Annotated in this window: 15 protein-coding genes; 10 read left to right on the forward strand and 5 right to left on the reverse strand. The window is 32.1% G+C overall.

The window, feature by feature from the left end; genetic code table 11:
* Nucleotides 1-45 precede the first annotated feature (45 nt).
* From glyA to ACFX5D_RS10910, 9 genes are all read left to right on the forward strand, one after another.
* Nucleotides 46-1320, forward strand: a complete 1275-nt coding sequence (glyA, locus tag ACFX5D_RS10870) for a serine hydroxymethyltransferase (RefSeq protein WP_379858216.1) — start codon at nt 46-48, stop codon at nt 1318-1320.
* Nucleotides 1321-1452: 132 nt separating this feature from the next.
* A complete protein-coding gene (locus ACFX5D_RS10875) occupies nt 1453-2046 on the forward strand; it encodes a MiaE family protein (protein WP_379858217.1) in 594 nt (197 codons plus the stop codon).
* 199 nt (nt 2047-2245) lie between these two features.
* Nucleotides 2246-2806, forward strand: a complete 561-nt coding sequence (locus tag ACFX5D_RS10880; RefSeq protein ID WP_379858218.1) for a helix-turn-helix domain-containing protein — start codon at nt 2246-2248, stop codon at nt 2804-2806.
* Between the two features lie 43 nt (nt 2807-2849).
* Nucleotides 2850-3302, forward strand: coding sequence for a response regulator (locus ACFX5D_RS10885; RefSeq protein ID WP_379858219.1), 453 nt, complete (start codon nt 2850-2852; stop codon nt 3300-3302).
* A gap of 11 nt (nt 3303-3313) precedes the next feature.
* Nucleotides 3314-5110 (forward strand): ATP-binding protein, encoded by a 1797-nt coding sequence (locus tag ACFX5D_RS10890; protein ID WP_379858220.1) that lies wholly within the window; start codon nt 3314-3316, stop codon nt 5108-5110.
* Between the two features lie 19 nt (nt 5111-5129).
* A complete protein-coding gene (locus ACFX5D_RS10895) occupies nt 5130-5627 on the forward strand; it encodes a GNAT family N-acetyltransferase (RefSeq protein WP_379858221.1) in 498 nt (165 codons plus the stop codon).
* A 137-nt stretch (nt 5628-5764) separates the two neighbouring features.
* A complete protein-coding gene (locus ACFX5D_RS10900) occupies nt 5765-6856 on the forward strand; it encodes an efflux RND transporter periplasmic adaptor subunit (RefSeq protein ID WP_379858222.1) in 1092 nt (363 codons plus the stop codon).
* Between the two features lie 2 nt (nt 6857-6858).
* Nucleotides 6859-8115, forward strand: coding sequence for an ABC transporter permease (locus tag ACFX5D_RS10905; RefSeq protein ID WP_379858223.1), 1257 nt, complete (start codon nt 6859-6861; stop codon nt 8113-8115).
* Between the two features lie 2 nt (nt 8116-8117).
* Nucleotides 8118-8798, forward strand: coding sequence for an ABC transporter ATP-binding protein (locus ACFX5D_RS10910; RefSeq protein ID WP_379858224.1), 681 nt, complete (start codon nt 8118-8120; stop codon nt 8796-8798).
* 2 nt (nt 8799-8800) lie between these two features.
* On the opposite strand, the gene ACFX5D_RS10915 is transcribed toward ACFX5D_RS10910, so the two are convergent.
* Nucleotides 8801-9370 (reverse strand): pentapeptide repeat-containing protein, encoded by a 570-nt coding sequence (locus tag ACFX5D_RS10915; protein WP_379858225.1) that lies wholly within the window; start codon nt 9368-9370, stop codon nt 8801-8803.
* Between the two features lie 102 nt (nt 9371-9472).
* Nucleotides 9473-9907, reverse strand: a complete 435-nt coding sequence (locus ACFX5D_RS10920; protein WP_379858226.1) for a DUF6526 family protein — start codon at nt 9905-9907, stop codon at nt 9473-9475.
* A 232-nt stretch (nt 9908-10139) separates the two neighbouring features.
* Between ACFX5D_RS10920 and ACFX5D_RS10925 the strand changes: the two genes are divergently transcribed.
* A complete protein-coding gene (locus tag ACFX5D_RS10925) occupies nt 10140-11183 on the forward strand; it encodes an NAD(P)-dependent alcohol dehydrogenase (RefSeq protein ID WP_379858227.1) in 1044 nt (347 codons plus the stop codon).
* Nucleotides 11184-11964: 781 nt separating this feature from the next.
* On the opposite strand, the gene ACFX5D_RS10930 is transcribed toward ACFX5D_RS10925, so the two are convergent.
* Genes ACFX5D_RS10930 through ACFX5D_RS10940 form a run of 3 tightly spaced genes read right to left on the reverse strand, consistent with a single transcriptional unit; the run spans nt 11965 to nt 15001 of the window.
* Nucleotides 11965-12840, reverse strand: a complete 876-nt coding sequence (locus ACFX5D_RS10930) for a sugar phosphate isomerase/epimerase family protein (RefSeq protein WP_379858228.1) — start codon at nt 12838-12840, stop codon at nt 11965-11967.
* Between the two features lie 20 nt (nt 12841-12860).
* The gene (locus ACFX5D_RS10935; RefSeq protein ID WP_379858229.1) at nt 12861-13754 is read right to left on the reverse strand and encodes a hydroxypyruvate isomerase family protein; all 894 of its coding nucleotides are present in this window, start codon (nt 13752-13754) and stop codon (nt 12861-12863) included.
* Between the two features lie 8 nt (nt 13755-13762).
* Complete coding sequence (locus ACFX5D_RS10940) at nt 13763-15001, reverse strand: nucleoside permease (protein WP_379858230.1); 1239 nt, start codon at nt 14999-15001, stop codon at nt 13763-13765.
* Nucleotides 15002-15004 lie beyond the last annotated feature (3 nt).

Below are 15004 nucleotides of genomic sequence, written 5' to 3' on the forward strand. Positions count from 1 at the left end.
ACGTTTTTTTGTATTTTTGCATCATATTTAACGAAAATCAAAGAAATGCAACGCGACGAACAAATTTTTGACCTTATTCTAGAAGAACAAGAAAGACAAATTCACGGATTAGAACTTATAGCTTCAGAAAACTTCGTAAGTGACGAAGTAATGGAAGCAGCCGGTTCAGTTTTAACTAATAAATATGCAGAGGGATATCCTGGCAAAAGATACTACGGCGGTTGCGAAGTAGTTGATGTTATTGAACAAATTGCTATTGATAGAGCCAAAGAATTATTTGGTGCTGCTTATGCAAATGTACAACCACACTCAGGTTCCCAAGCGAATACAGCAGTTTATCATGCTTGTATTAAACCGGGAGATAAAATTTTAGGTTTTGATTTGTCACATGGTGGACACTTAACTCATGGCTCTCCTGTAAACTTTTCCGGACGTTTATACACACCTTCATTTTATGGCGTAGATAAGGAAACTGGAAGATTAGATTATGATAAAATTCAAGAAATAGCTACTAGAGAGCAGCCAAAATTAATTATTGCTGGAGCTTCGGCTTATTCTCGTGATATGGATTTTGAGCGTTTCAGAGTAATTGCTGATAGTGTTGGCGCTATATTATTGGCTGATATTTCTCATCCTGCAGGTCTTATTGCCAAAGGATTGATGAACGATCCATTGCCTCATTGCCATATTGTAACGACGACAACACATAAAACTTTGCGTGGTCCTCGTGGAGGATTAATTTTAATGGGTAAAGATTTTGAAAATCCATTTGGTTTAACTACTCCAAAAGGCGAAGTCAGAATGATGTCTTCATTATTAGACTTAGCTGTTTTTCCCGGAAATCAAGGGGGTCCATTAATGCACATCATTGCTGCCAAAGCAGTAGCTTTTGGTGAAGCACTGAAAGACGAATTTTTCACGTATGCACTACAATTACAGAAAAATGCTAATGCTATGGCTGATGCTTTTGTAAAAAGAGGATATGAAATTATTTCTGGCGGAACGGACAATCATATGATGTTAATTGACTTAAGAAACAAAAACATATCGGGAAAAGATGCTGAAAACGCATTAGTAAGAGCAGAAATTACCGTTAATAAAAACATGGTTCCATTTGATGATAAATCACCATTTGTAACTTCAGGTATCCGTGTAGGAACTCCAGCTATTACCACTCGTGGTCTGGTTGAAGAAGATATGGAAACTATTGTGGAACTTATTGATAGAGTATTAATGAACCACACTAATGAAGATATTATCGAAGAAGTGGCTAATGAAGTAAACGAAATGATGAGCGAAAGAGCTATCTTCGTATACTAAAAAATACGTCTTAAAGTTTTTAAAGTCGAAAGTCGAAAGTCTTTGAATAGAATTTAATATTCTGTCTTAGTTTTTGGCTTTCGACTTTATGACTTTATTACTTTATGACTTTCTAACTTTAAGACTAAAAAAATGTCTGTACTAAGATTAAAATTACCTACCGATCCGCGATGGGTGAATATTGTAAAAAAAAACATCGAAGAAATCTTGACCGATCATGCTTGGTGTGAACAAAAAGCCGCCACAAATGCCATTACAATTATCACTAATAACTCAGAGCACCAGGATTTAGTTCAGGATTTATTGGCTTTGGCCAAAGAAGAAATAGATCATTTTGAACAAGTGCATAATATCATTATCAAACGAGGATTAAGGTTGGGGCGTGAAAGAAAAGATGATTATGTGAATGAATTGTATTTGTATATGAAAAAAAGTGGAAATGGTAGCCGAGTTTCCAGTTTGGTGGAACGGTTATTGTTTTCCGCTATGATTGAAGCTAGAAGTTGTGAACGTTTCAAAGTACTTTCAGAAAATATCCAAGATGAAGAATTAGCTATTTTTTACAGGGATTTAATGGAAAGTGAGGCGGGACATTATACAACATTTATAACGTATGCTAGAAAGTATGGAGTAGGAGTAGATGTTGAAAAACGATGGAGAGAATGGATTGAATATGAGGCATCTATCATTGAAAATTACGGAAAAAACGAAACCATACACGGCTAAAACTCCTAATTTTTTTATTAATATTAAGAATTGAATTTTTTTTTAAATGCTTTAAAGCTATTGTAAATCAAATATTTATAGTTGATTTTGGTTTTAAATAGTACAACACTGGGTATTAATAGTAGTAATTTGGCACCAATTTATAATTTTTAATATACATTTATATTTTTGAATTCAACTCTAATAATTAGTACCTGCAATGAAGCTCAATTATAATTATGATGGAAATATTGCTTGCAGAACAATATTACAGGATCAGTTAGAAAAATTAAATATAAGCTATCAATTACTGGATTTAGGTCAAATTGAAATTAGTGATGATATTTCTGAGGAAAGTTTTGACGAACTTCAAACTTCGCTCAAAAGATTTGCTATTCATATTATCGATAACCCAAAAGCTCAATTAATACAGAAAATAAAAGATGCAATAATTGAAATTGTTTACAATAAAGAAAAATTTCCTAACACAACGATTTCTCAATATTTGTCAGATAAATTGAACTATAGATATGGTTATATAACAAATCTTTATTCTGAATATACCTATACATCAATAGAGAATTTTATTATTATACAGAAAATCGAAAGAGCGAAAAAGCTTATTATAGAAGAAAAATTAAGTTTAACAGAGATTTCTTATGAACTAAATTATAGCAGTGTAGCGTATTTGTCAACGCAATTTAAGAAAGTGACGGGATTAACTCCTTCCATGTTTAAAAGAGTCATAGACAAAAGAAGGAAATTATCAAATGCAGAATAAATTAAACACAAATAAATTAAATATATAATACACCAGATACAGTATGATTGCACATAAAGATCCAATGCATATCCTTTTAGCTGACGATGACGAAGATGATCGTGTTTTTTTTAGCGAAGCTATTATGGAACTTAAGATGGATAATAAGCTGACCGTATTTACAAATGGTAATGGCTTGATGGATTATTTAGTGCTACCGGATATCAAGTTGCCTCATATTTTATTTTTAGATTTAAATATGTCAGGGAAAACAGGGATAGAATGTTTGAGAGAAATTAGGGCAAATACTCGTTTTAAAGATGTTTCTGTTGCCATATATTCTACATCGTCGTCAGAAAAAGACATTGAAGATACCTTTATAGAAGGGGCAAATATTTATATAAAAAAACCAAATGACTTTTCTGCACTGAAAAAAGTAATTAAAGAAGTAATAAATATGAATTGGCAATTTCATACGTCAGGGTTAAATATAGAAACGTTTTTCTTTAGCATTTAATAAAAAAACTAATGAAATTTTTAAAATTATTTAAAAATTCTCAAGTGTTTAAATTAGCCTTGGGTCTTGCTATTCTTGTTGTTTGTTATTTTGGATCAAAGTTTTTTTCGCAAATGCAAAAACTTACTTCAACACTAGAGCTAATTGCAAAATCCAATGATACTCAACTGGAATTAGAAAAGCTTTTATCCATAATAAACAGTTATGACTACAGTTTACGAAATTATATAATTACGAAAGACGAGTCCTATTTACAAAATCGTTTTTTGAATCGAGGAATTATTGAAGAGGGTATAAAAAAATTAAAGGTCTTAACTGTTAACGATCCTTCACGAAAAAAAGATATTCTAACACTTGAAAAACTCATTAATTACAGGTTCAAATTATTTAGAGAAACATTAATTGCCGCTAAAAGTAATAATGTAGATCAATTAGGGCTTAAATTGAAGTTGAAGCGAAGTAATGATTACACTGAAATGATGAAATTGTTCGTGTACAAAGTCATTAATTCAGAAAGATTGAAAGCTAAATTTCAAAATTCAAATCATCAATTTGAGCTTCAGGATTCGTTAATGACCGCTTTTTTACTAATTATTCTGTCACTTTTAATTTTGTTGCTTTCATTTAACAAAACCAATATTGACATTGCGGCCCTTAAAGAGGCAAACGATAAATTAAAGTTGCTGAATGAATCGTTTAACACCGCCGAAAAAACGGCTGGTTTTGGGCACTGGATGGTTAATTTAGAAACAAACACCTATACTTTTTCAGATAATTTATATCGACTTATGGGAGTTGAGCCCAACGCATTTGAACCTAAGCTAGAGAATACAATCAAATATTTTCATCCTGATGATTTAGCTTATGTAACGAAAGTGCATAAAGATTCTTTAATAAATCACCAGTCCACTTCGATGGTATTTAGATTTTTAACTCCAAAAGGAGAAGTGAAATACATTTTAGGTGTAGGAAGTTTCACTAATGATGGAAATGGAAATTTAATTAAAATAGGTGTGAATTGTGATATTACAAACCAATACAAAAAAACACTTGAATTAGAGGAAAATAACAAAGAGCTTAAATATATCAATAAAGAACTCGAAGCGTTTAACAATATAGTTAGTCATGATTTGCAGGAACCGCTTCGTAAGATTCAAATGTTTATTTCCAGATTAGAAGAAAAAGAATTGGATTTACTTACCCAACTAGGAAAAGACTATTTTTCTAAAATTCGTGTTGCGGCCAACAGAATGCAGACTTTATTAATAGATTTAGTCAATTATTCCAGAACAATAAAAGGAGATAAGGTTTTTATAGAAACAGATTTAAACAAAGTGGTTGACGAAACACTTCAAGATTTATCTTTAAATATTGAAGAGAAAAAAGCAACCATTTTAGTTGGAAATTTGCCAACAATCAAAGTAATACCGTTTCAAATGAAACAACTTTTTATAAACTTAATTTCTAATTCTCTTAAATATAGTAAAGATGATGTACCGCCTCAAATAAGTATCGCTTCTAAAGAGATTACTGAAAAAGAAGTAGTAGATAATAAAATTGCGAATGCAGCGGATTATTATAAAATTGTCGTAGAAGATAACGGAATAGGTTTCAAACAGGAATATTCCGAAAAGATATTTCTTTTGTTTAAACGATTAGAATCCGATCCTAAATACTCAGGAACTGGACTTGGTCTGGCTATTTGCTATAGAATTGTCGAGAAGCACAAAGGTTTCATAAAAGTAAAAGGGGAACCTGGAGTAGGAGCTAAATTCTATGTTTTTATTCCTAAAGGGGATTTGCTTTAATTTCAATAAATAAACTACAATGATTACAATAAAAGAAGCTACAATATCTGATATAAATACAATTCAAGAGATTGCTTATATATCTTGGCCTGACACTTATGGCAAAATACTTTCGCAGGAGCAAATCGATTTCATGCTTAATTTATGGTACACGTCAGATGTTTTGATTGATAACTTGACTAATAAAGGACATTTCTTTTTATTAGCTTTTGATGGAACTGTCTGCCTTGGATTTGCTTCATACGAACACAATTACTTGAACAAAAATGTAACCCGTCTGCACAAAATTTATTTACTTCCTGAAGCACAGGGTAAAGGAGCAGGGAAATTATTGATTGATACCATCGAAAATTTGGCAAAAAAAAATCATTCCGTTGCTATTTCCTTAAATGTAAATAAATTTAATAAAGCATTTACCTTTTATCAAAAAATAGGTTTTGAAATCGTAGAGGAGTATGATACTGAAATTGGCAATGACTATTTGATGGAAGATTATATTATGCAAAAAGACTTATAATTTATTGCTGGATTTTCTCTTACAAAAACGCTTTTTAATTACATAATTAAGTACCTGTAATTTAATATTAAAATGTATATTATTGTACATTTGATAGAAGAATTTATAGTAACGTATAATGTTAAATAAAAAATTAAATGAGTTTTAAATCAATATCATTATTTTATTTATTGCTAATTGCCATTCTATCCTGTTCAAAAAAAGAGAATCAAGAAACAAAACCCACTCTGGGTAATGTAACGGAAAGCGTTTATGCGTCGGGAGTCATAAAAGCGGAAGGTCAATACACTGTTTTTTCAACTGTAAATGGAACGCTGCAAAAAATAAATGTGACTTCGGGAGAATCGATACATAAAGGACAATCACTATTCGAACTAGAAAGTGAAAAAGCGGATCTAAATACTGAAAACGCACGGTTGGCTTATCAACTAAGTCAGCAAAGTAACAGTTTTATCCAGGATAAAATTGCTGAAATGGAAATGAAAGTCCAATCAGCACGAGATAAACTGACCTTAGATGAATCCATTTACAATAGGAATACAGTCATCAAAAATCAAGGTGGAATCTCAGAAGTGGATTTTGAACGAGTAGAATTGGCATTCAAAAGTTCCAAAGTCAATTATGAAGCCACTAAAAAACAATTGGCGCAGCTCAAGATACAATTAAAAAATGATCAAAATCGAAATAACATAAATCTTAAAATCAGTCAGAAGTCACAAAATGATTTTACTATAAAAAGTGCTTTGTCAGGAGAATTATTTGATGTCTTAGTCAAAGAAGGGGCGCTAATTACTACTCAAGTTCCTTTGGCGATTATTGGTAAAGCGGATTCCTTTTTATTAGAACTGGAAGTTGATGAAAATGATATGGTTCGCGTCAATATAGGGCAACAGGCTTTAGTGACTATGGATAGTTATAGGGGGCAGGTTTTTGAAGCAACTATTGATAAAATTTACCCTATTATGCAGCAGCGTTCCCGTACTTTTAAAATTGAAGCCCACTTTGTAAATCCACCAAAAAAAATGTATCCCAATCTTACCACTGAAGCTAATATTGTCATTAAAACTAAAAAAAATGCAATGACTATTCCTAAAAGTTATTTAATTCAGGATCGATATGTTTTGGTAAACAAAGACGAAAAACGCAATGTAAAGATAGGATTAAGTGATTATCAAAAAGTAGAAATTTTAGAAGGTTTAAAAGCAGAAGAAACGATCTACAAACCTTAGCGATGAATTTTAAACTTATTTTAAATATTGCGCTTCACCTACTCCAAGCCAGACTTAAGCAAACTGTCGTTGCGGCTGTGGGTGTGACCTTTGGTATTGCAATGTTTATTTCTTTAATAAGTTTCATGAATGGTTTAAATGATTTGTTGGACGGACTAATGCTGAATAGAACTCCACACGTTCTTTTGTACAATGAAATAAAACCATCAGCAAATCAGCCAATAATCTTATCCGAGAGCTATAAGGATAATGCTAATTTTATTCATTCAATAAAACCGAAAGATATTGGAAAATCAATTTACAACGGCAAATCGATTATCAGTTATTTAAAAAAAGATCCTCGTATTTTAGATGTTGCACCAAAAATTAGTACACCCGTTTTCTTTAATTCAGGAACTATTGAAATATCAGGGCAGATCAATGGAATTGATATTCAAGCCGAAGAAAAATTATTTAAATTCAGCGATTATATAATTGAAGGAAGTATTGCCGATTTATCGCAAAACAACAGTATAATAATAGGTAAAGGACTAGCGGACAAAATGCTACTAATAAAAGGAGATATTATAAGAATTACTTCTTCCAAAGGGAATTTGGCTTCTTTAAAAATTGTTGGTATTTCACAAATTGGAATTGCTGAAATCGATAATACTATGAGTTATACGTCATTATCGACAGCACAAAAAATATTAGGAGAACCCACCAATTATATTACTGATATACAAATCAAGTTGTATCAAATGACTTCTGCTCCCGCTGTCGCAAAAGAGTTTCATAATAAATTCAATCTTGATACTATAGATTATCAAACGGCTAATTCCCAATTTGAAACCGGAAGTACCATTAGAAATATTATTTCCTATGCAGTAGGGATGGTTTTACTAATTGTAGCTGGTTTTGGAATTTACAACATTTTGAATATGATGATTTATGAAAAAATGGATAGCATCGCGATTCTAAAAGCCACTGGTTTTTCAGGTAATGATGTCAAATGGATTTTTGTTTCGCTCTCCATAATTATAGGTCTTGCAGGCGGATTATTTGGCTTGTTGTTTGGATATATTTTTTCCTCTATTATAGATATTATTCCGTTTGAAACGGCTTCACTACCCACGGTAAAAACCTATCCTATCAACTACAATCCGTTATATTACATCATTGGAATCACTTTTGCATTATTTACAACCACAATTGCTGGACTTTTTCCTGCTCTGAAAGCCAGTAAAATTGATCCCGTAGAAATTATCAGAGGAAAATAAAGATGGAAAATAATAAAGTTTTAGAGGCTGTTGGATTAAGCAAATATTTTTACGATCCTGTAAAATTTCAGGTGTTGAAGGAAATTAGCATGAGCATCAATCACGGCGAGTTTGTTTCTATTGTAGGAAAATCAGGTTGTGGTAAATCGACTTTGTTGTATTTACTTTCCACGATGGATACGGATTATGACGGTGAAATATTTATTCACAACAAACATGTAACAGGAAAAACTGACAAAGAATTAGCCTTGATTAGAAATGAAAAGATTGGTTTTGTATTTCAGTTTCATTATTTACTTACCGAGTATAATGTACTAAAAAATGTGATGCTTCCGGGAATGAAATTAGGTAAATTCACCAATCAAGAACTCGAACATCGAGCGATGGAACATTTGAAAACATTGGACATGCAAGACCAAGCCCTGAAAATGCCAAATCAATTAAGTGGAGGACAAAAACAGCGTGTGGCTATCGCTCGCGCTTTGATAAACGATCCGTTGATTATAATGGGGGATGAGCCTACAGGAAATTTGGACAAAAAAAATAGCGATTTGGTTTTTGATATTTTTAAAAAATTGACACAGGAACAAAATCAAACCTTGTTGGTCGTTACTCACGATACTGATTTTGCGGAACGGACTAATAGAATCATTACCATGGAGGATGGAAGTATCATTTCGTAAAATTATCTAACTAAAATCTCGTGTTTGTAAAGTAATCCTTCAAGTCCTTTCAGAGAAAAAATAGCTTTTTTAATTTTGGTTTTGGTTGGATCAATAGTGTAGTTATAGCTTGTTTTGAAATTAGCTTTGTTAGCGATTGCTTTTGCAAATTCAGAACGGTATAAATCACAATTTTCAAAAAGAACTTCGGTCAAATCTGTAGCCATAAAATCTACTGCAATTAAACTGCAGTTGGTAAAAGATGTACCTTTAATTTTTAGCGTATAAAATTTGGAAAAATCCAAAATACAGCCCGTAAAGGCAATTTCGAAAATCAATTTATCACACATAGAAAAATTAACGTCTTTGATTTCGCAACGATTGAAAGTTACGGTTCTAAAGGCTACGTAATTGATCTTGGCACCGCTAAAAGTACAATCATTGAAAATACAGTCAATAAAAGTAACCGCAAGAAATATGCATTTTGAGAAATTACAGTTCGTAAAAATGCAACATTCAAATTCCTTAAAATTAACTTCTTCTTCGTTATAAGCAATGCTATCGTATTCGACATCGAGAAAATATTCTGGCATTTAGGGGTTTTAAATTCGGGTTAAGTGCAAAGTTTAACACAACAAAGAAACGAAATTCTTAATAACGATAAGTTTGAAAAAGAAGTAATATTTTTTAAATTTTTAAACTCTTTCAAAATCACCTTTCCAATTGATAATCGCTTTTTTGATTGCTTTTCCGGAAAGGTTTTCATTTAGTGTTTTTTCAGTTAGCATTGGTAGCTCTTCATCTGGCGCAAAACGTAAGGCAAATATTTGATCGTCATTTAATTGGTTTTCAAAATCTTCCAATCTTTTTCCTGTAATAGTAAAATAGCGGTAGCGCAGCTCTAAATGTACAATGCGGTTTTGTAAAGTTAAGGCATAATGTTGGCGTAACATAAATGCTAAGCAAAATAGTGCTATAAAGAGAATACTAATAAAAACCCAAATTAATTGATCAGCAGTTGTAAAACTAAAATACACACTAATGCTCAATAATGTCATTATAATTGGATAAAAGATAAAATGATGTGGTGTATAAAAGCGAATATGGTTTTTATAGGATTGTGTTTTCATCACTATTTTTAATTTTTCTTAAAGATAGTTAAAACAGTCTATTTTGAAGTCAGTATAAATTTTTAATTGTCAGAAAGTCAAAACAATATAAATTTGTGCACTGACTTTAAAAATTTTAATGACTATTTTTTATTTTTAGTATAAAGGCGAGAGTCAAATTTTGGGAAAACCTTCGGAATTTAAATCACTTCCAACCGGAATTAATTCCATAATTTTATAAAAAATTAAAAATATGATACCTACGAAAGGATACGCAGTACAGGATTCAAAAACAGATTTAGCCCCTTGGAATTTTGAAAGACGAGAAGTTGGGCCACATGATGTACAATTCGACATTCAATTTTGTGGCGTTTGTCATAGTGATCTGCACCAAATAAAAGATGATTGGGGTGGAGCAATTTTTCCAATGGTTCCGGGACATGAGATTGTAGGGAAAGTGATTAAAGTAGGAAGCCATGTCAAAAAGTTTAAAGTAGGAGATTTAGCGGGTACAGGATGTCTGGTAGATTCTTGTAGAACTTGTGAGAACTGTCAGGAAGGTTTAGAGCAATTTTGTTTGAACGGAAGTACTGAAACATATAATGCGTTAGGGCAAGATAAGAAAACGCCTACCTATGGTGGATATTCCAATACTATAGTGGTTCATGAAGATTTTGTTTTGCATGTTTCTGATAAATTAGATTTAGCTGCAGTTGCTCCATTGCTTTGTGCTGGAATTACTACTTATTCTCCATTAAAACATTGGAAAGTAGGGAAAGGACACAAGTTAGCTGTTTTAGGTTTAGGAGGTTTGGGTCATATGGCTGTTAAATTTGGTGTCGCTTTTGGTGCAGAGGTTACTGTATTAAGTACATCCCCATCGAAGGAAGCCGATGCTAAAAAATTAGGTGCTCACAAATTTATTGTGACTAAAGATGCAGAGCAACTAAAAAGTGTAACTGGATATTTCGATTTTATTCTTGATACTGTTTCTGCTCCACATGATTTGAATCTGTATTTGTCATTGTTAAGAGTAAACGGAGTGCATATTTGTGTGGGAGTACCGCCAACACCTTATGAGGTTCGTGCTTTCAGCTTGATAGGTGGCAGAAAAAGCTTAGCGGGTTCTTTGATTGGTGGATTGCCAGAAACTCAGGAAATGCTTGATTACTGTGCAGAACACGGTATTGTTTCTGAAATCGAAATGATTGACATCAAAAACATAAATGACGCTTACGACCGAATGATTAAAGGTGATGTACGGTACCGTTTCGTAATTGACATGGCTACATTATAAAAATATTTTTGGAAGAAAAATAGATAAGTAATCTTCAAATAAAAAACTTTATAAAAAGACAAAACCCTAAACATTTTAAAGTGATTAGGGTTTTTTTAGTTACCGTTTTTCAGGCCGCCGATTCGAATGCATAAACAATAATCTTAGTTAGTGATTGAAATCAAACCGTATACAATCAAGATTGATATTTTATTTTTCGTGGATAATTAAAATAACATATGAAAAGACTTCATATTAAAACATTAGAAAACTTTAGAGCTTTAAATCAAGCGGAGTTTTTATATTTTCAATTATATTGTTTTTTATATTTACTAATCGATTTAGTATGAATAATCAAAAAGAATTTATTTTCTCTATAATTTGATAATATATTCAAAAAAAATACTTTAAGATAAAATTTTTTCCACTACAATTTGAGCCTATTCTAATAGAAAGAATCAAGTAGCTACATACTATTTTGATTTTGAAAAATGCGAATCATGGTCCTTAAAAGATAGTTGTTATAAAGAGGGAACCCAGACAAAAACGTATTGTGTATCGATAAAATCAGACATACACCAAACCTAAACACACATTATTCGAAATAAAACTATACAAGTCAAAAATCGAGTGATATAACCTACAATAAAAAACAGGTGTAAAAATAAAAACGCTTATAACGGATATTTTAAAATCCTGTTACAAGCGTTTTTTATCGACTAAAAAAGAATTTTAATCAAAAGAGGCGATGTTTTTCAGCGACCTCATTTAAGTATCCTTTTTTTATTATTTCTCAAAATGTTTAGATTAGGTTTTTCTTAATATAGTCAAAACTTTTTATAGCTGATTCTATTGGATTAGGTTTGTAATTAGATTCGTGTTCCAAAAAGAATCGTTTCATTCCAGAAAGTTTAGCCTCATCAAAAATAGCTTTAAAATCTATCGAGCCTGTTCCAATTTCGGCATTAAAGTCAGGATTTATTTTATCCATATCTTTCACATGCCACATTTTGAAACGTCCTGGATATTTTTTGAATAATTGTAACGGATCATTTCCAGAACGAACAACCCAGTACAAATCCATTTCAAAATCAACTAAGTTTTTATCCGTTTCATTTAATAAAATCTCATAACCATTTGTTGATCCAAATTTTGTGAATTCAAAATCGTGATTGTGGTAGGCTAATTTCAAACCTTCCGCTTTACAAAGCGCTCCGACCTTATTTATTTGTAAGGCTAGTTTTTTGTAATCATCCCCACTTTTTCCACGCAATTCTGAAATTATATAGGGAACTGTTACATATTCACTTCCTAAATGATTGGCTGTTTCGATATAGGATTTTACAAGATCAGTTGTGCCATCTTTAATCATAGAGTTAAAATCGAAATGATTGCTTGTAGCTTTCAAACCGTTATCATTTAGCATTGATTTAAAATCCTTAACTGAAGTTCCAAAAAAGCCTTTGTCTACTGAATAACCAAAAGTTTCTACTTCTGAGAAACCCGCTTTTCCAACTTGTGCTAAAACACCTTTGACATCTTTTGGTAAAGTATCTCGCAGGGTCCATAATTGAATTCCGATGGCTCTCTTTTTTGAGTCAAAAGCAAATGAAGGAGCAATGGCTAATGCGCCTAATGCCAAACCAGCATTAATTAAAAATTCTCTTCTTTTTATCATGGGTTATTTTTTAAATTAGTTTAGATATCACAAATTGCAATAGCCTGCTTCAATGAAATCAATTTGTTCGGATTTTTAGGAATAAATTCCTGACCTACAAAACCTTTGTAACCTGTTTTGGCAATCGCTTTCATAATTGCAGGGTAATTTAATTCCTGTGTTTCGTCTATTTCATTTCTACCCGGAACTCCCGCAGTATGAAAATGTGCAATATAATGATGATTTTCATTTATGTTTCTGATTACATCACCTTCATCAATCTGCATATGGTAAATATCAAAGAGCAATTTGAAATTTTCAGAATTCAAACGTTTAGCTAATTCTACTCCCCAGTACGTTTTATCACATTGATAATCTTTATGGTCAATTTTACTGTTTAAAAGTTCCATTACCAGCGTTACATTATATTTTTCTGCCAATGGAATCAGCTTTTGTAAACCTAATACACAGTTGGTCCAACCTTCTTCATCCGTTTTTCCTCGTCGGCTTCCGCTAAAGCAAATTAGATTTTTGTATCCTGCTTTTGCTACAAGCGGGATCATTTCTGTATAATTCTTAATGAGGATCTCGTGGAATTTGATATCATTGAATCCATCAACTAAATTAATTTCTGCTCCATTACACATTGTGGAAACTAAATCATATTTCTTTAGTATAGGCCAATCTTTAGGTCCAACTAGATCAATACCAGTAATTCCTATTTTTTTTACTTCGATACAAAGATTTTCTATATCAAAGTCGTTGAAACACCACCGAGCCACGGAATGATTTATATTTCCCTTCAAAAAATTAGAAGTTATATCGGTTTCAACTTTTGGCATAGCCAAAGCAGAAAAACCAGTAGGAAGTGTCATTGCGGCTGTTCCGGCAAGAATTCCTTTTATAGCAGACCTTCTATTTAAATTAGTATCCATCTTTAATTTTATACAGCAGAAGTAGTTGCTTCTCCTTTGTTTTTTTCATTAAATAAAAGTGCAAAAAGTACAAATACAGCAAAAGCAATTCCAGCGGGAATAATCCATACCATTTCCCAATTGATTGTGCCTTCTAACGTTTTATAATTATCCGTTATCCAACCAGCAACGGCAAAACCGATTAACATTCCAACTCCATAAGTCGCTAATGTAATTAAGCCTTGAGCAGCACTTTTATATTTTTCTCCCGCTTTTGAATTGGTGTAAATTTGACCAGAAACAAAAAAGAAATCATAACAAATACCGTGCAGCGCAATACCTATAATTAACATGAAACTTAATTCTCCACCATTGCCATAAGCAAATAAAACGTAACGAATTGCCCATGCTAACATCCCGATTAAAATCGTTTTTTTGAAACCAAAACGAGTGAAAAATACCGGAATCAATAATAAGAATAAGGCTTCAGATATCTGTCCAATTGCCATTTTTCCCGTCGGATTTTCAACGCCTGATTCTGTCAAAAATGGATGTGCATTTTGATAATAAAAGGCTAACGGAATGCAGATAAGGATTGATGAGATAAAAAAGATGGCGAAGTTTTTATCTTTCAGTAACTTTAAAGCATCAAGACCTATAATATCTCCTATTTTTATTTTTTCGTCACTAACTTTTGGTGGTGTTTTTGGTAAAGAAAAACTGAATAGACCTAAAATTAAAGCGGCTATTCCTGCTAAAAGGAACGTGTTTTTAAGAAAACCTTCAGAAATTGCTTCTGCAGTATCCCAATGGAAAATAAAACTAATAGACAAACCAGCTAAAATCCAGCCAATTGTTCCCCAAACTCTAATATTTGCAAATTCTTTCTCCGGATCTTTCATTTGGTTAAAAGCTACTGAATTTACTAATGCTAATGTTGGCATGTATAAAATCATATAACTCAAAACGTAGGTATAAAACATCCCGACTTCTTCTGACTGATACATTTGATACATTAAAAAAGCACCGACTAAATGTAGTATTCCTAATATTTTCTCCGCATTAAAGTAACGATCTGCAATTAAACCAACGATAAAAGGAGCAACAATAGCACCCCATGATTGTGTAGAAAAAATTGCGGCAGTTTCTGATCCCGATGCTTTTAGATTATTCCCCAGAAACGTACCAAGGGTTACAAACCATGCTCCCCAGATAAAAAATTCTAGGAACATCATTATGGATAATTTAATTCGAATGGTGCGATTCATTTG

It is taken from the genome of Flavobacterium fructosi (assembly GCF_042787335.1).
GTDB lineage: Bacteria > Bacteroidota > Bacteroidia > Flavobacteriales > Flavobacteriaceae > Flavobacterium > Flavobacterium fructosi.